This window comes from Pseudomonas sp. Xaverov 259, from assembly GCF_019352915.1.
Lineage (GTDB): Bacteria > Pseudomonadota > Gammaproteobacteria > Pseudomonadales > Pseudomonadaceae > Aquipseudomonas.
In genome coordinates, this window is sequence record NZ_JAAAFV010000030.1 from 59645 (window position 1) to 79018 (window position 19374).

Genomic DNA, 19374 nt, shown 5'->3' on the forward strand with positions numbered 1-19374 from the left:
GGAACGATCAGTCAGGCGTTGATTGGGTGGGTAACCAACCGCTCCAGTGCCTCGCCCAACCCGGATGCCTTGTCACCAATCAACAAATGCCAAACCCCGCTGTCCAGCTGGCTCACACCCTGGCAACCCAGCGCAGTCAGGTCCGCTTCAGACAGCACCGAATCATCGCCCAATTCCACCCGCAACCGGGTAATCGCCACGGCTTCCAGCTGGCGCACATTCGCGCGACCGCCTAAAGCATTCAGCCACTTCTCGGCTTCCTGCACATTCACTGCAATCGGTTTATCCACAGGCTGGGCGGCCACTGGCGCACTGGCAACAAACGACGGCATCGCCAAGCGAATCTCATCCGCAATGCTGTCGGCCATCGGCCCAACCACCACCTGCAAACTCCCGCCGTTACCCGGCCGCACCACGCCCATGGCGCCCAGTGCTTTCAACTCCGCATCCACCGCTTTGTTGCGATCAACCATGTCCAGGCGCAGACGCGTCGTGCACGCACCCACGCTCAGCAGATTCGCCGCACCACCCAGCGCCTGGATATAAGCCGTGGCCCGCTGGTTATCGGTCATCACCTCAGCCTGCACCACTTGAATATCTTCGCGCCCCGGCGTTTTCAGGTTGAACCGGCGAATGCAGTAGTTGAACACGCTGTAGTAGATCACCGCGTAAGCCAACCCCACCGGGAACACCAGCCAGCCATTGGTGGACTTGCCCCAACCGAGCACCATGTCGATAAACCCACCGGAGAAGGTAAAGCCCAGGTGGATATTCAACATGTTGGTCACGGCCATCGACAGACCGGTGAGCACCGCGTGAATCAGGTACAAAAACGGCGCAAGGAACATAAACGCGAACTCGATCGGCTCGGTCACGCCCGTGAGGAACGAGGTCAGCGCCATCGACAGGAAAATCCCGCCCATGACCTTGCGGCGCTCCGGCAGTGCATTGCGGTACATCGCCAGGCACGCGGCGGGCAGGCCGAACAGCATGACCGGGAACATGCCGGTCATGAACTGGCCGCCTTTCGGGTCGCCGGCAAAATAACGGGTCAGGTCGCCGGTGACGATGGCGCCGGTGGTCGGGTCGGTAAAGCTGCCGAACACAAACCACGCCATGTTGTTGAGGATATGGTGCAGGCCGGTGACGATCAGCAGGCGGTTGAACACGCCAAACACGAAGGCGCCAAAGCTGCCGCTCTCCATCAGCAACACGCCGAAGCTGTTGATACCGTGCTGGATCGGCGGCCAGATCAGGCCGAAGATCACGCCCAGGGCGACCGCCGAAAACCCAGTGACAATCGGCACAAACCGTCGCCCACCAAAGAAGGCCAGGTACTCCGGCAGCTTGATGTCCTTGAAGCGATTGTACAGCCCACCGGCCATCAAGCCGCTGGCGATACCGGCGAGCATGCCCATGTTGATGGTGGTGTCCATCACCTTGAGCGTCGAGATCATCACCAGGTAACCAATCGCCCCGGCTAAACCGGCCGTGCCGTTATTGTCGCGGGCAAAACCCACGGCAATACCGATGGCGAAGATCAGCGCCAGGTTGGCGAAGATTGCTTGCCCGGCATCGTGCATCACCGCGATGTTCAAAAGGTCGGTGTCGCCCAGGCGCAGCAACAGGCCGGCGATCGGCAGAATCGCGATCGGCAGCATCAGCGCGCGGCCGAGGCGTTGCAGGCCTTCGATAAAGTGTTGGTACATGGAGTGTCTCCTTTTGTTGTTGTTATCAGCTCAGCGGCCAGTGGTGTTGACAGGCTTGGCGAACGGCCTTGGCGCTGCTCAGGTCGAGCAGGCCTTGGCTCAATTGCCGGCATTGCGCCGCGTCCAGGTTTCGGACGCGGTCCTTGATTTCTCCGATTTGCGGCGGGCTTACTGACAGCTCACTCACACCCAGGCCCACCAGCACCGGCGTGGCCAGCGGGTCGGACGCCAGGGCGCCGCACACACCCACCCAACGCCCATGCTTGGCGGCGCCGGCGCAAGTTTGCGCGATCAGGCGCAGCAGCGCCGGGTGCAAGGCATCCACCCGTGCGGCGAGGCCCGCGTGGTCGCGGTCCATGGCCAGGGTGTACTGGGACAGGTCATTGGTGCCGATGGATAAAAAGTCGGCGTGTTTGGCGAGTTGCTCGGCCATCAGCGCGGCGGCGGGCACTTCGATCATCACGCCCAGTTCCGGGCGCTGGGTCAGTTCCAGTTCGGCGCAGAGTTCATCCAGGCGCTGGCGGATCTGCAGCAGTTCATCCACCTCGCTGACCATCGGCAGCAGGATGCGGCAGCGCGCCAGCGGCGACACTTGCAGCAGCGCGCGCAGTTGCTGGTCGAGCACGTCCGGGCGCACCTGCGCCAGGCGAATGCCGCGCAGGCCCAGCACCGGGTTGGCCTCAACCGGCAACGGCAGGTAGTCGAGCTGTTTGTCGCCGCCCACGTCGATGGTGCGGATGATCACCGACTTGTCGCCCATGGCATCCAGCACGGCCTGGTAGGCCTGGCGTTGCTCTTGCTCATCCGGCGCGGTGCGGCGGTCGACAAACAGGAATTCGGTGCGCAGCAAGCCCACACCATCGGCGCCGTTTTCAAACGCCACTTGGGCCTCGGCACTGGAGGCGACATTGGCCGCCACTTCAATGCGCACGCCATCGCGGGTGTGCGCCGCTTGTTGGGCTTGGGCCTGTTGTTGCTGACGGCGCAGTTTTTGCGCGTCGCGAATCTGGTGCACTTCGGCGTGGCGCGCGTCGCTGGGTGCCAGCTCCAGGCGACCGTTGGCCGCGTCCAGCACCACGCGTTGGCCTTGGGGCACTTCGAGCACGTCGGCGCCCAGCGCGACCACACAGGGCAAGCCTTTGCCACGGGCCAAAATCGCGACGTGGGATGTTGCGCCGCCTTCGGCCATGCAAATACCCACGGCGTTTTGTGCGCTCAGTTGCAGCAGGTCGGAGGGGGTCAGTTCATGGGCGCTGACAATCGCACCGGCCGGTAATTCGAAGTGCCAGGTTTCGCCCAATAGCGCACGCAGCACCCGTTGTTGCAGGTCGCGCAGGTCGTTGGCGCGCTCGGCAAACAGCGGTTTGCCCAATGCCAGCAGTACCGCGCACTGTGCCTGGATCGCATCGCGCCAGGCGTGAGTGGCGGCGCTGCCTTGCTCAATGGCACCGGTGGCGGCGTCCAGTAGGGTTGGGTCTTCCAACAGCGCAAGGTGGGCGGCGAAGATGTCTTCTTCTTCGACGTTCTTGCGTTGGCGTGCCTGCGCCAGGGTGCTGCGGATTTCGCCGCGCACGTGTTCCAGCGCGGTGTCCAGGTGCTGCAGTTGTTCGTCGGCGATATGGCTGCCCGTGTCTTGCGGCAGTTCGATACCGGTGAGGCGAAACAGCGGCCCACAGACCAGGCCGGGTGCGGCGCACACGCCTTGCAACACACCGGCTTCGGTATTCGCCCGACGCGGAGCCACGGCTACCGGCGCGTGGTGTTCTTCACTCACGGCAACCGAGAGTGCGGCCACCAACGCCTGCAACGCCGCCTCGCAATCCTTGCCGCGACAGGTGATGCGCACTTCATCACCTTCACCAATGCCCAACCCCATCAAGCCAATCAGGCTGTCGCACGGCGCCGACTTACCAGCGAAGTGCAGCTCTGCATGGCTGCTGAACCCTTGCGCGGTCTTGCGCACCAGTGCAGCGGGGCGTGCATGCAAACCGCCACGGTGGGTAATGCGCACGCTGGCGCGCACTTCGGTGACCGAGTTATCCACAGCCGGCTGCAATGGCACTGCCGAGCGCGCAACAATGTGCAGCAACGGCTCACCCACCTTGACGATTTTTCCTGCAAGCGGCCGTAGCTCAAAACCCTCGCCATTGGTGAGGATGATCAGGCTGACCAGGCTTTTGCACTGGCGCGCAATGCGGTCCAGATCAAACTGCACCAGCGCCTGGCCCTGGCTCACCCGTGCGCCTTCCTTCACCAGCAGGGCAAAGCCTTCGCCGTTCAATTCCACGGTGTCGATGCCTACGTGCATCAACACTTCGGCACCGTTTTCGGCACGAATGGTCAGTGCATGCCCGGTGCGCGCAACGTGGATGATCACGCCATCACAGGGCGCGTGCAGGCAGTCGTTCAGCGGGTCGATGGCAATACCGTCGCCCATGGCACCACTGGCGAACACTTCATCGGGAACGTTGCCCAGGGTCAGCACCGGGCCACTGAGTGGGGCGCTTAGGGTCAATTCATTATTGTTGTAGGACATGGGCACGGTACTCATCAGGAAAACGCGACTCAGTGAGTGCGGGTAACTTTGCTCAGGTGGCGCGGCTGGTCCGGGTCCATGCCTCGGGCCTCCGCCAGGCCGGCGGCCATCACGTAGAAACTTTGGATCGCCAGGATCGGGTCCAGGCTCGGGTGTTCGGCGCGGCTCAGGGTCAGGTCGCGTTCAACGATATCGTCCGGCGCGGCCAGCAAGACGCGGGCGCCGCGTTGACGCATATCGGCGGCCAGGCTCAGCAGGCCGGCTTGCTCGGCGCCGCGTGGGGCGAACACCAGCAATGGGTAGTTTTCATCGATCAAGGCCATCGGCCCGTGGCGCACTTCGGCGCTGCTAAAGGCTTCGGCCTGGATCGCCGAGGTTTCCTTGAGCTTGAGCGCAGCTTCCTGGGCGATGGCAAAACCGGCGCCACGGCCGATCACAATCAGCCGTTGGCTGCTGCGTAGCGCCTCGATGGCGGGCGTCCAATCCTGGGTGGCGGCTTCGCGCAAACCCTCGGGCAAGGCCTGGCAGGCTTGCAGCAGCAACAGGTCCTGGTTCCAGTGGCCGACCAACTGTGCGCTGGCGCTTAAGGTGGCGATAAAGCTTTTGGTCGCGGCGACACTCTGCTCAGGCCCGGCGCACAGTGGCACATGGAATTCACAGGCGGCTTCCAGCGGTGAGTCTTCGGCGTTGACCATCGAAATGCTCAAGGCCCCGCGTTTACGCAGCAGGCGCAGGCTGTTGACCAAATCCGGGCTTTGCCCCGACTGGGAGAAACCGAACGCCACCTGGCCGCTGACCTTCAACGGCGCTTGCAGCAAGGTCACCACCGACATCGGCAACGACGCCACCGGGATGCCCACATGCTGCATGGCCAGGTAGGCGAAGTAGCTGGCGGCGTGGTCCGAACTGCCACGGGCAATAGTCATCGCCACTTGCGGCGGCTGACGGCGCAGGCGCCCGGCGACCTCTTCGAGCATCGGGTTGAGGCGCTGCAGTTGGGCCTCGACGGCGTGACAGGAGGCCAGGGCCTCTTCAAGCATTTTTGAAGTCAATGGTTTCTCCTTCGACCATTACGTCGGTGAGTGTCAGGGAGCGGTCCAGGCGCACGCAGTCGGCAAAGCTGGCGGGTTGCAGGCGCCCGCGTTCTTCCAGGCCCAGGTAGTCCGCAGGAAATTGCGACAGGCGTTGTGAGGCTTCGCTGATCGGCAGGCCGATTTTCACCAGGTTGCGCAGCGCCTGGTCCATGGTCAGGGTGCTGCCGGCCAGGGTGCCGTCGGCCAGGCGCACGCCACCCAGGCATTTGGTCACGGTGTGGCTACCCAGCTTGTATTCGCCGTCGGGCATGCCGGCGGCGGCGGTGGAATCGGTGACGCAGTACAGGCACGGGATCGAGCGCAGCGCCACACGCATGGCGCCGGGATGCACGTGCAGCAAATCCGGGATCAATTCGGCGTACTTGGCGTGGGCCAACGCGGCGCCGACGATCCCCGGTTCGCGGTGATGCAACGGGCTCATGGCGTTATACAAATGCGTGAAACTGGTGGCCCCGGCGGCGAGGGCGGCGACGCCTTCTTCGTAGCTGCCCAGGGTGTGGCCGATCTGCATGCGCACGCCGCGTTCGCTGAGGGCGCGAATCAAGGCATCGTGGCCGGCGATTTCCGGGGCAATGGTGATCACCCGGATCGGTGCCAGGCGCAGGTAGGCTTCCACTTCGGCCATCAATGCGGTGTGGGCAAAGTTGGGTTGCGCGCCGAGTTTTCCCGGATTGATGTAGGGGCCTTCCAGGTGTACGCCGAGAACCCGGGCGCTGCCTGTAGGACGCTGTTCGCAGAACGTGCCGAGTTCGCCAAGCACGCGGGAGATTTCATCCACCGGTGCGGTCATGGTGGTGGCCAGTAGCGACGTCGTGCCAAAGCGCACGTGGGTGCGGGTGATGGTCTCGAAGGCGTCGGTACCTTCCATGATGTCTTTGCCGCCACCGCCGTGCACGTGCAGGTCGATAAAGCCCGGCAGCAAGTAGGGCAGGTCATTGTCAGCCGGGTCGCACGGCGTGCCGTCGATGGCGACCACTTTGCCGTGTTCGTGCACCAGGCGGCCGCGAATCCAGCCGTGGGGCGTGAGGATGTTGTCTTCGGACATGGGCAGTTCTCTAAACTCGCAGTTCAGCGGAGTAATCATTGCGGCGCAGCTCTGCGACAAAGTCGTAGTAGTCGTTGCGGCAGTAGGTGTCGGTGATTTCAATCGGCGTGTTGTCGGCGGTGTAGCCGACTCGGGTCATCAGCAGCATGGCGGTGCCGGGGGCGATACCCACCAGCTTGGCGAACTCATCGGAGGCATTGATTGCCTGAATATGTTGCAGCGCGCGCACCACCGGTTTGCCGATGCTTTCCAGGTATTCGTACAGCGAATTGCCGATGGCTTGCGGGTTTGGCAGCACCGAGGCGGGCATGGCGGTCATTTCAATTGCCATTACGGTGTCATCGGCTTTACGCAGGCGTTTAAGCCGCGCCACTTTGTCGGTCGGCGACAGGGCCAGGCGGATCAGTTCTTCGTGAGTCGGCGGGGTGATGTCGCGCTCCAGCCACTGGGACGTGGGCACAAAGCCCTTGAGGCGCAACATCTCGCTAAAGCCCGACAAACGCGACAGCGGCTGCTCCAGACGCGGGGTGATAAAGGTCCCGGAACCCTGGCTGCGGCGAATCAAGCCTTGGGCAAACAGCACTTCCAGGGCTTTACGCGCGGTGACGCGGGAAATATTCAGTTGCTCGCTAAGAACACGTTCCGACGGCAAGGCCTGCTCGGATTTCCACTCGCCGGCATGGATCGCCGCTTCGAGCTTGCGGGCCAATTGCAGGTACAGCGGCGTGGACTGTTTGTCGTCGGGGCGCAGCGCCAGTATGGGATTCATCTGTCAGGTTTCCGATGCGTTATTGGAGTGTTGTCGCCCGGTAATGGCCGGAAATTAATACCACTTAAATACCATGTCAATGCAGCGAAAACAGTGCAGATGCCTGTTTTAGCGCGCAGTAATGGTGCCTGGTATCAAGTGGTATTAGAGAGGTCTTTAGTGCGCGCAGAATTGCGCAGCCCGCGCAGTGAACTGGTATTCACCGGCAGGCGCTGTCTTAGGCAGGAATTATTTTTGAATTATTTTACAAGCGGTACACGATTACGGACGAATCTCGATCATCGTGCCGTCTTTGACCAGGTTCCAGACTTCGCGCATGTCCACGTTGCGCATGCCGATGCAACCGTCGGTCCAGTCCAGGGTGTGAAACCACTGTTCCGGGTATTCCTCGGTGTCGGGGGTGCCGTGGATCATGATCATGCTGCCCGGTTTCACGCCTTCGCGGCGCGCGCGGGCCGAGTCACTGATATTGGGGTAGGAGATGTGCATGGCCAGGTTGAAGCGGTCGCTGGTCTTGCGCCAGTCGATCCAGTAGAAGCCCTCTGGCGTGCGACGGTCGCCTTCCATCAGTTTGGTGCCCTTGGGGTTTTTACCGAGCGAGATGCGATAGGTCTTGAGCGGTTTGCCGTCGTTGATCAGTTGCAACTGATGGGCGGACTTGAGCACCAGGATTTTCTCGACCGGTTTGCCGCCGAGGGTTTCCAGCGTGGAGGCCCAGGACAGGCTAGCGAACGACAGGCAGATCAGAGCGAGCAACCAACGCATTAAAACGGTTTCCCTTGTAGAAGGTGCTGCCTGGAATTGTTATTTGGCCGGCCGCGTCATCGGCGGCACCGACTCGCTGCGTACCGGGAACAGCTGTTGCCTGCGGTCAGCGAAAAAGCATTCTAAGGTACGCCCGACCGTGCGGAAAGCCAGCTCGGACCAAGGGATGTCGGCTTCATCAAACAGCTTCACCTCAAGGCTCTCGGGGCCTGCGGCGAAGTCCAGGTCGACCAGTTCGGCGCGGTAGAAGATATGCACCTGGCTGATGTGCGGTACATCGATCAGCGTATAGATGCTCAGGTTGCGCACGCGGGCGCAGGCTTCTTCGAGGGTTTCGCGGGCGGCGGCCTGCTCGACGGTTTCGCCGTTTTCCATAAAGCCTGCGGGCAGGGTCCAGTAACCCAGGCGCGGTTCGATGGCGCGGCGGCACAGCAGCACTTTGTCGCCCCACACCGGCACGGTGCCGGCAACGATATTGGGGTTCTGGTAGTGAATGGTCGAGCAGTGATCACACACGTAGCGCAGGCGGCCGTCGCCTTCGGGAATGCGTTGGGTAACCGGTTTACCGCACTGGCTGCAGAAATTCATGCTGGGGTTCCTGGAAAGTGCGCCTATCTTGGCGTGGCGGGCAGGGCGCTGCAAGTTGTCGTTTAGCGACACGCCGGTGGTTTTGGGGTTGGGCGCCTGCCAGCTTTGGTGCATGATGCAAGGTAGCCAACAGACCGAGATGACTCATGCTGGACGAGCTACTTCGCCGGGTAAGCAATCACACCCCCCACACCTTGGAAACTGACGGGCGTTTCCCCGAGGCCGCCGTGTTGGTGCCGGTTACCCGCAGCGACGAACCCGAACTGATCCTGACCCTGCGCGCCAGTGGCCTGTCGACCCACGGCGGGGAAGTGGCGTTTCCCGGTGGGCGGCGCGACCCCGAAGACCCGGATCTGATCTTTACTGCGCTGCGCGAAGCCGAAGAAGAGATTGGCCTGCCGCCCGGCCTTGTGGAGGTCATCGGCCCGTTGAGCCCGCTGATTTCCTTGCACGGCATTCGGGTTACGCCTTATGTAGGTGTGATCCCCGATTACGTCGAATACCTGGCCAACGATGCCGAGATCGCCGCCGTGTTCAGTGTGCCGCTGGAGTTTTTTCGCCAGGACCCGCGCGAACACACCCATCGCATCGATTACCAGGGCCGCAGTTGGTATGTGCCCAGCTACCGATTTGGCGAGTACAAGATCTGGGGGCTGACGGCAATCATGATCGTGGAGCTGATTAACCTGCTCTATGACGACGCCAAGATCAGCCTGCACCAGCCGCCTAAAAGCTTTATCAATATCTAAGCCATCGCTTGAATGGCCAGCCGTGAGGACAAACCATGAAATACCGCCTGGGCGACGCCCGCGTCGAGACGCATCCGCAAAGCTGGGTGGCACCGAATGCCACGCTGGTCGGCAAGGTCAAGCTGGAAGAGGGCGCCAACGTCTGGTTTAACGCGGTGTTGCGTGGCGACAACGAACTGATCCTGATCGGCAAGAACAGTAATGTGCAGGACGGCAGCGTGATGCACACCGACATGGGCTACCCGCTGACCCTAGGCACGGGCGTGACCATCGGCCATAACGCCATGCTGCACGGCTGCACCGTCGACGACTACAGCCTGATCGGCATCAACGCGGTGATCCTCAACGGCGCCAAGATTGGCAAACATTGCATCATCGGCGCCAATTCGCTGATTGGCGAAGGCAAGGAAATTCCCGATGGTTCGCTGGTGATGGGCTCGCCGGGCAAGGTGGTACGTGAGCTGACCGAGGCGCAGAAGCGCATGCTCGAAGCCAGCGCCGCGCACTATGTGCATAACGCGCAGCGCTATGCGCGTGACCTGGTTGAGCAGCAAGAATGAACCCGGTTGAACGCCCCGTCGCCTCGCCCTGCGTGAGCATTTGTGCGCTGGACGATGACGATATTTGTACCGGCTGCCAGCGTACGGTGGATGAAATTACGCGCTGGAGCCGCATGGACAACGCCGAGCGCCGGGTGGTGCTGGGGTTGTGCCATGAGCGGGCGCTGGCGAGTGGGTTGGTGTGGATGATGCCTGGTAAATCTGGTGCCTGACAGATTGCTTTCGCGAGCAAGCCCGCTCCCACATTTGACCGCGTATAGCCTGTAGGAATGCGGTCAAAATATGGGAGCGGGCTTGCTCGCGAAGAGGCCCTCCCAGACGACATATTTCCAAATGTGAAGTAACCTGTGTCGATTGTTCACAGGTCCATCCCCCATGCTCTTCCTGATCGCCTACATCAGCAGCGTCGTGCTGATCAACTTCGCTTTCTCCACCGCCCCGCACCTGGATGTGATCTGGTCCGCCTGGGGTGGTCTGGTGTTTATCCTGCGCGACATGGTGCAAACCCGCTTCGGCCATGGCGCGATCATCGCCATGCTGGCGGCGCTGGTGCTGTCGTATATCACTTCCGACCCATCCATCGCCCTGGCCAGCGCCACGGCGTTTGCGGTGTCCGAGTGCATCGACTGGCTGGTGTTCAGCATCACCAAGCGCCCGCTGCATGACCGCCTGTGGATAAGTTCGGCGCTGAGCATTCCCCTCGATACCTTTATCTTCTTCGGCTTGATCGGCGCGCTCACACCGGCAGTGGCCGGCACCGCGCTGGTGTCGAAATTTGCCGGGGTCACGGTGGTGTGGCTGATCATGGCCTGGCGCATGCGCAAACGGGCTGTCGTCAACTGAGGCCAATTTTTACAGTTCATGTAAAATGTCGGCCTTTCTCCCCATGATCCGCTCCCCTGAGGACCTGAGATGACCCGAATCGGAACTCCATTGTCGCCAACCGCGACCCGCGTTTTGCTGTGTGGCTGCGGTGAGCTGGGCAAGGAAGTGGTAATCGAACTGCAACGCCTGGGCGTTGAAGTGATTGCCGTGGATCGCTACGCCAACGCGCCGGCCATGCAGGTGGCGCACCGTAGCCACGTGATCAACATGCTCGACGGCGCCGCCCTGCGTGCGGTGATCGAGGCCGAGAAGCCGCACTTTATCGTGCCGGAAATCGAAGCCATCGCCACTGCCACGCTGGTGGAACTGGAGGCCGAAGGCTTCACCGTGATCCCGACCGCGCGCGCCACTTTGCTGACCATGAACCGCGAAGGCATCCGTCGCCTGGCCGCCGAAGAGCTGGACCTGCCGACCTCGCCGTACCACTTCGCCGACACCTTCGAGGACTACAGCAAGGCCGTGCAAGACCTGGGCTTCCCCTGTGTGGTCAAGCCGGTGATGAGTTCGTCGGGCAAGGGCCAGAGCCTGCTGCGCAGCACTGACGATGTACAAAAAGCCTGGGATTACGCCCAGGAAGGCGGGCGTGCCGGCAAAGGCCGCGTGATCATCGAAGGCTTTATCGACTTCGACTACGAAATCACCCTGCTGACCGTGCGCCACATCGGCGGCACCACCTTCTGCGCGCCGGTCGGCCATCGTCAGGAGAAGGGCGACTACCAGGAATCCTGGCAGCCGCAAGCCATGAGCCCGATTGCCCTGGCTGAGTCCGAGCGCGTTGCCAAAGCCGTGACTGAGGCGTTGGGTGGCCGTGGCCTGTTTGGCGTGGAGTTGTTCATCAAGGGCGATCAAGTGTGGTTCAGCGAAGTGTCGCCGCGCCCGCATGACACCGGTCTGGTGACCCTGATTTCCCAGGACCTGTCGCAGTTCGCGCTGCATGCGCGCGCCATTCTCGGCCTGCCGATTCCGTTGATCCGCCAGTTCGGGCCTTCGGCTTCGGCGGTGATTCTGGTGGAAGGGCAGTCGACCCAGACGGCGTTCGCCAACCTCGGTGCCGCCTTGAGCGAGCCGGACACGGCGTTGCGTCTGTTTGGCAAACCGGAAGTGAATGGCCAGCGCCGCATGGGCGTGGCGTTGGCGCGGGATGAGTCGATTGAAGCGGCTCGGGCTAAAGCAACCCGAGCTTCCAAGGCTGTTGTTGTAGAGCTGTAACCCCAACCCGATCGTTCCCACGCTCTGCGTGGGAATGCAGCCCGGGACGCTCTGCGTCCCAAAGCGTGACGCGGAGCGTCACAAGAGGCATTCCCACGCAGAGCGTGGGAACGATCGGCTTCAGGCGACCTTGTTCAAATCATTATCCCGCGTCTCTTTCAGGCACAGCACAGCAATCAAGCTGAGCAACGCTGCCGCCGACACATACCCGCCGACATAACTCAGCCCACCCATCGCCACCAGCTTGGTCGCGAAAAACGGTGCGGCCGACGCGCCGACAATCCCACCGAGGTTATACGCCGCCGAAGCGCCGGTATAACGCACGCGGGTCGGGAACAGTTCCGGCAGCATGGCGCCCATCGGGGCAAACGTGATGCCCATCAGGAACAGCTCCAGCGCCAGGAACAGCGCTACGGCCCAGGTTGAACCGTGGGTCAGCAAGGGCTCCATGGTGAAACCCGACAAAATCGCCAGCACCGCGCCGACGATCAGCACCGGCTTGCGCCCGTAGCGATCGCTGGCCAAGGCTGCCAGCGGCGTGGCCAAGCCCATGAACAGCACCGCAAAGCACAGCAAACCGAGGAACATCTCACGGCTGTAGCCCAGGGTCGAAACCCCGTAGCTCAGGGAAAATGCGGTGGTGATGTAAAACAGCGCATAGCACACCACCATCGACGCGGCGCCCAGCAGTACCGGCAGCCAATGCTGGCTGAACAGCTCTACCAACGGCACTTTCACCGGCGCCTCTTTGGCCACGGCGTTGGCGAACACCGGCGTTTCATGCAGCTTAAGCCGCGCATACAGGCCGACCATCACCAGCGCTGCGCTGAGGATGAACGGGATGCGCCAGCCCCAGCTGCGGAACTGTTCGTCGTTGAGGCTCATGGCCAGGATCAGGAACAAGCCGTTGGCCGCCAAAAAGCCGATTGATGGGCCGAGCTGCGGGAACATGCCAAACCAGGCGCGCTTGCCCTTTGGTGCGTTTTCGGTGGCCAGCAACGCCGCGCCGCCCCATTCGCCGCCAAGCCCCAGGCCCTGGCCGAAGCGCAGCACACACAACAGGATCGGCGCCCAGGCCCCGATGCTGTCATAGCCCGGCAGCAAGCCAATCAGCGTGGTACACACGCCCATCAGCAACAGCGAGGCCACCAGCGTGGATTTGCGCCCGATGCGGTCACCGAAGTGGCCGAACAGCGCCGAACCCAGTGGGCGGGCAATAAAGGCGATGCCGAAGGTCAGGAACGACGCCAGCATCTGCGCGGTGCCGGAGGTCTGCGGGAAGAACACCGGGCCAATCACCAGTGCCGCAGCGGTGGCGTAGATATAGAAATCGTAGAACTCGATGGCGGTGCCGACGATGCTCGCCGTGGCGACCCGTGCGGTCGAGTTGAGCGGGGCGGCGGTGGCGGCCTCGTTGTAGGTGGTGCTCATTGAGGTATCCCTGGCGGTCATTGCGCGTTTTTACGCGGATTTTTATTGGTCGAACACCCATGGATCAGGGTTATAAGCGGGGCGGCTCGGGATGGGAGCAAACACCGGTCAGACACGGTAAAGCGCTGCCAGGACGCGCTGAGTGCGGGTAGCACGCGGTCGGGCGGGGCTTGGGTAAGCCGAGCCGATTATAGGAAGGGGTTTGAATATACAACAAGGGGGCTGACACGCTGCAAATCGAAATGTGGGAGCGGGCTTGTGTGGGAGCTGGCTTGCCTGCGATGGCATCACCTCGGTTTAACTGAATGACCGAGGTGCCTGCATCGCAGGCAAGCCAGCTCCCACATTGGACTGAGTGGTGTCAGGGGAGGTTACGCAGCCACCGGCACGCGGCTGGTATGCCAGATCAGCACTTTACTCACGCGATTGTCCTCGGTCTCGAGAATTTCCAGGCGGTAGCGGCCGATTTTCAGGCACACCGCGCAGTCCGGAATAGTCTCCAGCGCCTCGGTGACCAGGCCGTTGAGGGTCTTGGGGCCGTCGCTGGGCAGGTGCCAGCCCAGGCTTTTGTTCAGTTCGCGGATCGAGGCGGCACCGTCGATGATGTAGCGGCCATCAGGTTGGGCTTCGATGTGCGGGTTATCCACAGCCTGGTCGCTTTCGAATTCGCCGACGATTTCTTCGAGGATATCTTCCAGGGTGACGATGCCCAGCACTTCGCCGTATTCGTCCACCACCATGCCCAGGCGCCGTTGCTGTTTATGGAAGTTCAGCAACTGCAATTGCAGCGGCGTGCTTTCCGGCACGAAGTAGGGTTCGTGGCAGGCGGCGAGCAAGGCTTCTTTGGTCAGGCTGGCGTCGGGCAGCAAGTGCTGGATCTGGCGAGTGTTGAGCACCGCCTCGACCTGGTTGATGTCGCTGTGAAACACCGGCAGGCGCGTGCGCTGGGACGTGCGCAGTTGCTCGATGATGGCTTCGACCGAGTCATCCAGGTTGATGCCATCCACTTCACTGCGCGGCACCAGGATGTCGTTGACCGTGATGTTGTCCAGGGCGTGGATGCCGGGCAGGCCGGGGGTGCGATTGTCGTTGGCCTCGGGCTCCGGTTCGTCGTCATGCTCGGGCAACGGTTCGTCGCTTTTCTTTACCACGCCGGGTTTACGTGCAAACGGGCGCAACAGCAACAGGCTGATGCCGTTGAGCAGCCAGGCCAGCGGCGCGAGGATTTTCAGCGGCACGCCCAGCAGCGTGTTGCCAAAGCCCAGGATGGTGTGGGGGTGACGGACGGCGAGGGCGCGGGGCAGGTAGTCGGCGAGCACCAGCAGCATCGCGCAGGAGATCAACCAGCCGAGCCACGGGCCGTTTTGCGCCCAGGCATAAATCGCCAGCAACGTGCACAGAATCACCACGGCCGCGCGGCACAAGCTGTTACACAGGATCAGGCTGTTACGCGGGAAGTTCAGGCGGGCGGCGGCCTTGTCGCCTTGGCGTGTGCCGGGGCGTATGGCCAGCAGGTGCTGTTGTGCAGCTTCAATGGCGGTAAACAGCGCCGCCCATAAAATCAGCAGGGCGATTACCGCGAGCATCGGCCCAAGGGGCAAGTTGTCCATTATGGCTGCCCGTCAGATATGCAGGATGTATTCGCGAACCAGCTTGCTGCCGAAGTAGGCCAGCATCAGCAGGCAGAAACCGGCCAGGGTCCAGCGGATCGCCTTGTGCCCGCGCCAGCCGAGGCGGTTACGCCCCCACAGCAGCACGCTGAACACCACCCAGGCCAGGCACGCCAGCAGGGTTTTGTGCACCAGGTGCTGGGCGAACAGGTTCTCGACGAACAGCCAGCCGGAGATCAGCGACAGCGACAGCAGCGTCCAGCCGGCCCAGAGGAAGCCGAACAGCAGGCTTTCCATGGTTTGCAGCGGCGGGAAGTTCTTGATCAGCCCGGACGGGTGCTTGTTCTTAAGCTGGTGATCCTGCAGCAGTAGGAGCAAGGCCTGGAACACCGCGATGGTGAACATGCCGTAGGCCAGGATCGACAACAGGATGTGCGCAAGGATGCCCGGTTCTTCGTCGATCACCTGCACGGTGCCGGTGGGCGTGAATTGCGCCAGCAGCACGGTGAGCATGCCCAGCGGGAATAGCAGCACCAACAGGTTTTCGACCGGGATGCGGTAGCAGGCCAGCAGGGTCAGCGCGATGACGGCAGCGGCGATCAGGCTGGCGGCGCTGAAAAAGTCCAGGCCCAGGCCAACCGGCGTCATCAGGTGGGTGAACAGGCTCGCAGCGTGGGCCAGCAGGGCGACGACGCCCAGGCCCACCAGCAGACGTTTGTCCGCTTTAGTGCCTTGGGCCAGACGAGTGCCCTGATAGAGAGTCGCAGCGGCGTATAAAAGGGCGGCGGCGAGGCTGGGTAGCAAACTGGGTGACAAGGGGACCATAAATCCTGATAGACAAGCCCGAAAGGCGCTGAGTTTGGCACACACCTGCGCTGCACGAAAGACTCCCGGGCCAGACAGCGCGTGTGCAGCGGCGCAGTCTTCGCTATAATCCGCGACCTGCCCACGCCGCAGGCTTGCTGAGCGCTGTTTTTAATAGCGATTTACCGCAGCCTGGGCCGCCATTACCTCGGTCACCACTGCATTTCGATGAATAGGGCCTGAAAGGATCGCGCATGTTTGAAAACTTGACTGACCGTCTCTCGCAGACGCTGCGCCATGTCACCGGCAAGGCCAAGCTGACCGAGGACAATATTAAAGACACCCTGCGTGAAGTACGCATGGCGTTGCTGGAAGCCGACGTGGCCTTGCCTGTGGTCAAGGACTTCGTCAACTCGGTCAAAGAGCGCGCAGTGGGCACCGAAGTGTCCCGCAGCCTGACGCCGGGCCAGGCTTTTGTGAAGATCGTCCAGGCCGAACTCGAAAGCCTGATGGGCGCCGCCAACGAAGACTTGAACCTCAGCGCCGTGCCACCGGCCGTCGTGCTGATGGCCGGTCTGCAGGGCGCGGGTAAAACCACCACCGCCGGCAAGCTGGCGCGCTTCCTTAAAGAGCGCAAGAAGAAGTCGGTAATGGTGGTATCGGCTGACGTCTATCGTCCGGCCGCGATCAAGCAGCTGGAAATGCTCGCGGGCGAAGTGGGTGTGACCTTCTTCCCGTCCGACCTGAGCCAGAAGCCGGTCGACATTGCCAACGCGGCTATTAAAGAAGCCAAGCTCAAATTCATCGACGTGGTTATCGTCGATACCGCTGGTCGCCTGCACATCGACGAAGAGATGATGGGCGAGATCAAGGCGCTGCATGCCGCGATCAACCCGGTCGAGACGCTGTTCGTGGTCGACGCCATGACCGGCCAGGATGCGGCCAACACCGCCAAGGCCTTCGGCGACGCACTGCCGCTGACCGGTGTGATCCTGACCAAGGTCGACGGTGACGCCCGTGGCGGTGCCGCGCTGTCGGTACGCGCCATCACCGGCAAGCCGATCAAGTTCATCGGTATGGGCGAGAAGAGCGAAGCGCTCGAGCCGTTCCACCCTGAGCGTATCGCCTCACGCATTCTCGGCATGGGCGACGTGCTCAGCCTGATCGAGCAGGCCGAAGCCACGCTCGACAAAGACAAGGCCGACAAGCTGGCCAAGAAGCTGAAGAAGGGCAAGGGCTTCGACCTCGAAGACTTCCGTGACCAGCTGCAACAGATGAAGAACATGGGCGGTCTCGGCGGCCTGATGGACAAGCTGCCGAACATCGGCGGTGTAAACCTGGCGCAAATGGGCAATGCCCAGGGCGCGGCAGAGAAGCAGTTCAAGCAGATGGAAGCCATCATCAACTCCATGACCCCGGCCGAGCGCCGTGACCCTGAGCTGATCAGCGGTTCGCGCAAACGCCGGATCGCCATGGGTTCCGGCACCCAGGTGCAGGACATCGGTCGCTTGATCAAGCAGCACAAGCAGATGCAGAAGATGATGAAGAAATTCTCCGCCAAAGGCGGAATGGCCAAGATGATGCGCGGCATGGGCGGTATGTTGCCCGGCGGCGGTATGCCAAAAATATAGTGACCTGCTTCGAGGATAGCTGCTCAATTATGGCGGCGTCTGTTGTCCTCATGCTGCGTTGCCGCTCCTCCCCATAGCTAGCTATGAGTCGTCGCGGCGCCTTGCCTGAGAACAACAGCCACTCGCCAAAATCGAGCGCTATCCACGAAACAGGCCACAAGAATTCGAGCAAGGGCTCGCCTTTGCTCCGACCCACAAGGACGTGGGATCTCCAGCAAACCCGCGGTTAGCGGGAGCTGACTCGCCGTTTTAACCGACGGCTCTATAGCAGATCTGAGTGGCACGCTGATAGGCGCCAGAAAAAGACATTTGCAAAAGTCCGGATATTCCTTAGAATATGCGGCCTTTCGGGCACCTATGCCCGCTGTGCATTTAGATTTGCAGCACCGACTACAGGAACGATGTTCACATGCTAACAATCCGTCTTGCCCTTGGCGGCTCCAAAAAGCGCCCGTTTTACCACTTGACCGTAACCGACAGCCGCAACCCGCGCGACGGTTCGCACAAGGAACAGGTTGGTTTCTTCAACCCTGTTGCTCGTGGTCAAGAAGTTCGTCTGTCCGTGAACCAAGAGCGCGTAGCCTACTGGCTGAGCGTTGGCGCACAGCCATCCGAGCGCGTTGCAAAACTGTTGAAGGACTCGGCTAAGGCCGCAGCCTGAGCAATATGAACGCGACGCCAGCTGTTGCTGATGATTTGATCGTTATCGGCAAGATTTACTCTGTTCATGGCGTTCGCGGCGAAGTGAAGGTGTATTCCTTTACTGATCCGACTGAAAACCTGTTGCAGTACAAAACCTGGACGCTCAAGCGCGAAGGTAGTGTGAAACAGGTCGAGCTGGTCAGTGGACGCGGGAGCGATAAGTTCCTGGTCGCAAAGCTCAAGGGTCTTGATGATCGTGAAGAAGCTCGTCTTCTGGCCGGTTATGAGATCTGCGTGCCGCGCAACCTGTTCCCTGAATTGACCGACGGCGAGTACTACTGGTACCAGCTGGAAGGTCTGAAGGTTATTGATCAACTGGGGCAATTGCTCGGGAAAATCGATCACCTTCTGGAAACCGGCGCCAATGATGTAATGGTGGTCAAGCCTTGCGCTGGCAGCCTGGATGATCGCGAACGCCTGTTGCCGTATACCGAGCAATGCGTGTTGGCCGTCGACCTGGCCGCGGGCGAGATGAAGGTGGAATGGGACGCGGACTTCTAAGCGTGGCTAATTTGCGCATTGAAGTGATCAGTTTGTTTCCCGAGATGTTTTCCGCCATCAGCGAGTACGGCATCACCAGTCGGGCGGTGAAACAGGGGCTGTTGCAGCTTACCTGTTGGAACCCGCGAGACTACACGACGGATCGACATCACACTGTGGACGATCGCCCATTTGGCGGTGGCCCGGGCATGGTGATGAAGATCAAGCCCCTGGAAGATGCGTTGGTCGAGGCCAAGGCAGCAGCCGGGGAGAAGGCGAAGGTAATTTACCTGTCCCCTCAAGGCCGTCAGCTGAAACAGGCTGGGGTGCGCGAACTGGCGAATGAGGAGGCCTTAATCCTGATTGCCGGTCGCTATGAAGGCATTGACGAGCGTTTTATTGAAGCGCATGTCGATGAAGAGTGGTCGATTGGGGACTATGTCCTGTCTGGCGGCGAGCTGCCGGCGATGGTCCTGATAGATGCGGTTACACGACTGCTGCCTGGAGCTTTAGGGCATGCGGACTCCGCGGAGGAAGATTCCTTCACGGATGGTTTGCTGGATTGCCCGCACTACACCCGACCGGAGGTGTATGCGGATCAGCGTGTTCCCGACGTATTGCTAAGTGGCAATCACGCACACATCCGGCGTTGGCGTTTACAGCAGTCCCTTGGTCGGACCTATGAACGACGCGCCGATCTTCTGGAAAGCCGCTCGCTTTCTGGAGAAGAGAAGAAGCTGCTCGAGGAATACATCCTCGCGCGGGACGATAGTTAACAACGTATCGATGGTAGGTCCATTGACTTAC

19 protein-coding genes are annotated in these 19374 nt (G+C 61.4%); 9 read left to right on the forward strand and 10 right to left on the reverse strand.

Translation table 11 applies throughout. The features are described 5' to 3' along the window. Window positions 1-11 precede the first annotated feature (11 nt). The 7 genes from nagE to K0H48_RS10405 all read right to left on the reverse strand — a co-directional run bounded on the left by nagE (window position 12) and on the right by K0H48_RS10405 (window position 8506). On the reverse strand, window positions 12-1709 hold the full coding sequence (gene nagE / locus K0H48_RS10375; protein WP_219267392.1) for an N-acetylglucosamine-specific PTS transporter subunit IIBC: 1698 nt from the start codon (window positions 1707-1709) through the stop codon (window positions 12-14). Window positions 1710-1734: 25 nt separating this feature from the next. Then, window positions 1735-4245 (reverse strand): phosphoenolpyruvate--protein phosphotransferase, encoded by a 2511-nt coding sequence (gene ptsP / locus K0H48_RS10380; RefSeq protein WP_219267393.1) that lies wholly within the window; start codon window positions 4243-4245, stop codon window positions 1735-1737. 29 nt (window positions 4246-4274) lie between these two features. Next, on the reverse strand, window positions 4275-5297 hold the full coding sequence (locus K0H48_RS10385; protein ID WP_219267394.1) for an SIS domain-containing protein: 1023 nt from the start codon (window positions 5295-5297) through the stop codon (window positions 4275-4277). Then, a complete protein-coding gene (nagA, locus tag K0H48_RS10390; protein ID WP_219267395.1) occupies window positions 5278-6384 on the reverse strand; it encodes an N-acetylglucosamine-6-phosphate deacetylase in 1107 nt (368 codons plus the stop codon). The genes K0H48_RS10385 and nagA overlap by 20 nt, the downstream gene beginning before the upstream one ends. Window positions 6385-6394: 10 nt before the next feature. Then, entirely contained in the window at window positions 6395-7153 is a 759-nt protein-coding gene (locus K0H48_RS10395) for a GntR family transcriptional regulator (protein ID WP_219267396.1), read from the reverse strand. Between the two features lie 261 nt (window positions 7154-7414). After that, complete coding sequence (locus K0H48_RS10400; RefSeq protein WP_219267397.1) at window positions 7415-7918, reverse strand: murein L,D-transpeptidase family protein; 504 nt, start codon at window positions 7916-7918, stop codon at window positions 7415-7417. 39 nt (window positions 7919-7957) lie between these two features. Then, a complete protein-coding gene (locus K0H48_RS10405; RefSeq protein ID WP_017139715.1) occupies window positions 7958-8506 on the reverse strand; it encodes an NUDIX hydrolase in 549 nt (182 codons plus the stop codon). Window positions 8507-8652: 146 nt separating this feature from the next. Here K0H48_RS10405 and K0H48_RS10410 point away from each other — a divergent pair, with 146 nt between their 5' ends. The 5 genes from K0H48_RS10410 to purT all read left to right on the forward strand — a co-directional run bounded on the left by K0H48_RS10410 (window position 8653) and on the right by purT (window position 11909). Continuing rightward, window positions 8653-9255 (forward strand): CoA pyrophosphatase, encoded by a 603-nt coding sequence (locus K0H48_RS10410; RefSeq protein WP_138813969.1) that lies wholly within the window; start codon window positions 8653-8655, stop codon window positions 9253-9255. 35 nt (window positions 9256-9290) lie between these two features. Beyond that, window positions 9291-9815: a gamma carbonic anhydrase family protein gene (locus K0H48_RS10415; RefSeq protein ID WP_219267398.1), complete on the forward strand. Its 525-nt coding sequence runs from the start codon at window positions 9291-9293 to the stop codon at window positions 9813-9815. Continuing rightward, complete coding sequence (locus tag K0H48_RS10420; protein WP_219267399.1) at window positions 9812-10027, forward strand: DUF1289 domain-containing protein; 216 nt, start codon at window positions 9812-9814, stop codon at window positions 10025-10027. The genes K0H48_RS10415 and K0H48_RS10420 overlap by 4 nt, the downstream gene beginning before the upstream one ends. Window positions 10028-10190: 163 nt before the next feature. After that, window positions 10191-10658: a VUT family protein gene (locus K0H48_RS10425; protein WP_138813971.1), complete on the forward strand. Its 468-nt coding sequence runs from the start codon at window positions 10191-10193 to the stop codon at window positions 10656-10658. 69 nt (window positions 10659-10727) lie between these two features. Then, window positions 10728-11909: a formate-dependent phosphoribosylglycinamide formyltransferase gene (gene purT, locus K0H48_RS10430; protein ID WP_219267400.1), complete on the forward strand. Its 1182-nt coding sequence runs from the start codon at window positions 10728-10730 to the stop codon at window positions 11907-11909. Window positions 11910-12029: 120 nt separating this feature from the next. Here the strand turns inward: purT and K0H48_RS10435 are convergent, their stop codons facing one another. The 3 genes from K0H48_RS10435 to K0H48_RS10445 form a co-directional block, all read right to left on the reverse strand. After that, window positions 12030-13340, reverse strand: a complete 1311-nt coding sequence (locus K0H48_RS10435; RefSeq protein WP_065930390.1) for an MFS transporter — start codon at window positions 13338-13340, stop codon at window positions 12030-12032. Between the two features lie 371 nt (window positions 13341-13711). After that, window positions 13712-14950, reverse strand: coding sequence for a transporter associated domain-containing protein (locus tag K0H48_RS10440; protein WP_138813974.1), 1239 nt, complete (start codon window positions 14948-14950; stop codon window positions 13712-13714). A gap of 12 nt (window positions 14951-14962) precedes the next feature. Next, entirely contained in the window at window positions 14963-15766 is an 804-nt protein-coding gene (locus K0H48_RS10445; RefSeq protein ID WP_169985211.1) for an inner membrane protein YpjD, read from the reverse strand. Between the two features lie 242 nt (window positions 15767-16008). On the opposite strand from K0H48_RS10445, the gene ffh reads away from it, so the two are divergent. The 4 genes from ffh (at window position 16009) to trmD (ending at window position 19343) form a co-directional block, all read left to right on the forward strand. Further along, complete coding sequence (gene ffh / locus K0H48_RS10450; RefSeq protein WP_200432832.1) at window positions 16009-17385, forward strand: signal recognition particle protein; 1377 nt, start codon at window positions 16009-16011, stop codon at window positions 17383-17385. A gap of 409 nt (window positions 17386-17794) precedes the next feature. After that, window positions 17795-18046, forward strand: a complete 252-nt coding sequence (gene rpsP / locus K0H48_RS10455; protein ID WP_003175899.1) for a 30S ribosomal protein S16 — start codon at window positions 17795-17797, stop codon at window positions 18044-18046. 5 nt (window positions 18047-18051) lie between these two features. Then, window positions 18052-18588 carry a ribosome maturation factor RimM gene (gene rimM / locus K0H48_RS10460; RefSeq protein WP_003175898.1) on the forward strand — a complete coding sequence of 179 codons (537 nt, stop codon included), beginning with the start codon at window positions 18052-18054 and terminating at the stop codon, window positions 18586-18588. Then, window positions 18570-19343 carry a tRNA (guanosine(37)-N1)-methyltransferase TrmD gene (trmD, locus tag K0H48_RS10465; RefSeq protein WP_170875847.1) on the forward strand — a complete coding sequence of 258 codons (774 nt, stop codon included), beginning with the start codon at window positions 18570-18572 and terminating at the stop codon, window positions 19341-19343. The genes rimM and trmD overlap by 19 nt, the downstream gene beginning before the upstream one ends. Window positions 19344-19374 lie beyond the last annotated feature (31 nt).

What these genes read in the sequence shown, in the direction of transcription:
- nagE (WP_219267392.1), bottom strand. Translation starts at nt 1,709, where the DNA reads ATGTACCAACACTTTATCGAAGGCCTGCAACGCCTCGGCCGCGCGCTG.
- ptsP (WP_219267393.1), bottom strand. Translation starts at nt 4,245, where the DNA reads ATGTCCTACAACAATAATGAATTGACCCTAAGCGCCCCACTCAGTGGC.
- nagA (WP_219267395.1), bottom strand. Translation starts at nt 6,384, where the DNA reads ATGTCCGAAGACAACATCCTCACGCCCCACGGCTGGATTCGCGGCCGC.
- K0H48_RS10395 (WP_219267396.1), bottom strand. Translation starts at nt 7,153, where the DNA reads ATGAATCCCATACTGGCGCTGCGCCCCGACGACAAACAGTCCACGCCG.
- K0H48_RS10400 (WP_219267397.1), bottom strand. Translation starts at nt 7,918, where the DNA reads ATGCGTTGGTTGCTCGCTCTGATCTGCCTGTCGTTCGCTAGCCTGTCC.
- K0H48_RS10405 (WP_017139715.1), bottom strand. Translation starts at nt 8,506, where the DNA reads ATGAATTTCTGCAGCCAGTGCGGTAAACCGGTTACCCAACGCATTCCC.
- K0H48_RS10410 (WP_138813969.1), top strand. Translation starts at nt 8,653, where the DNA reads ATGCTGGACGAGCTACTTCGCCGGGTAAGCAATCACACCCCCCACACC.
- K0H48_RS10415 (WP_219267398.1), top strand. Translation starts at nt 9,291, where the DNA reads ATGAAATACCGCCTGGGCGACGCCCGCGTCGAGACGCATCCGCAAAGC.
- K0H48_RS10420 (WP_219267399.1), top strand. Translation starts at nt 9,812, where the DNA reads ATGAACCCGGTTGAACGCCCCGTCGCCTCGCCCTGCGTGAGCATTTGT.
- K0H48_RS10425 (WP_138813971.1), top strand. Translation starts at nt 10,191, where the DNA reads ATGCTCTTCCTGATCGCCTACATCAGCAGCGTCGTGCTGATCAACTTC.
- purT (WP_219267400.1), top strand. Translation starts at nt 10,728, where the DNA reads ATGACCCGAATCGGAACTCCATTGTCGCCAACCGCGACCCGCGTTTTG.
- K0H48_RS10435 (WP_065930390.1), bottom strand. Translation starts at nt 13,340, where the DNA reads ATGAGCACCACCTACAACGAGGCCGCCACCGCCGCCCCGCTCAACTCG.
- K0H48_RS10440 (WP_138813974.1), bottom strand. Translation starts at nt 14,950, where the DNA reads ATGGACAACTTGCCCCTTGGGCCGATGCTCGCGGTAATCGCCCTGCTG.
- ffh (WP_200432832.1), top strand. Translation starts at nt 16,009, where the DNA reads ATGTTTGAAAACTTGACTGACCGTCTCTCGCAGACGCTGCGCCATGTC.
- rpsP (WP_003175899.1), top strand. Translation starts at nt 17,795, where the DNA reads ATGCTAACAATCCGTCTTGCCCTTGGCGGCTCCAAAAAGCGCCCGTTT.
- rimM (WP_003175898.1), top strand. Translation starts at nt 18,052, where the DNA reads ATGAACGCGACGCCAGCTGTTGCTGATGATTTGATCGTTATCGGCAAG.
- trmD (WP_170875847.1), top strand. Translation starts at nt 18,570, where the DNA reads ATGGGACGCGGACTTCTAAGCGTGGCTAATTTGCGCATTGAAGTGATC.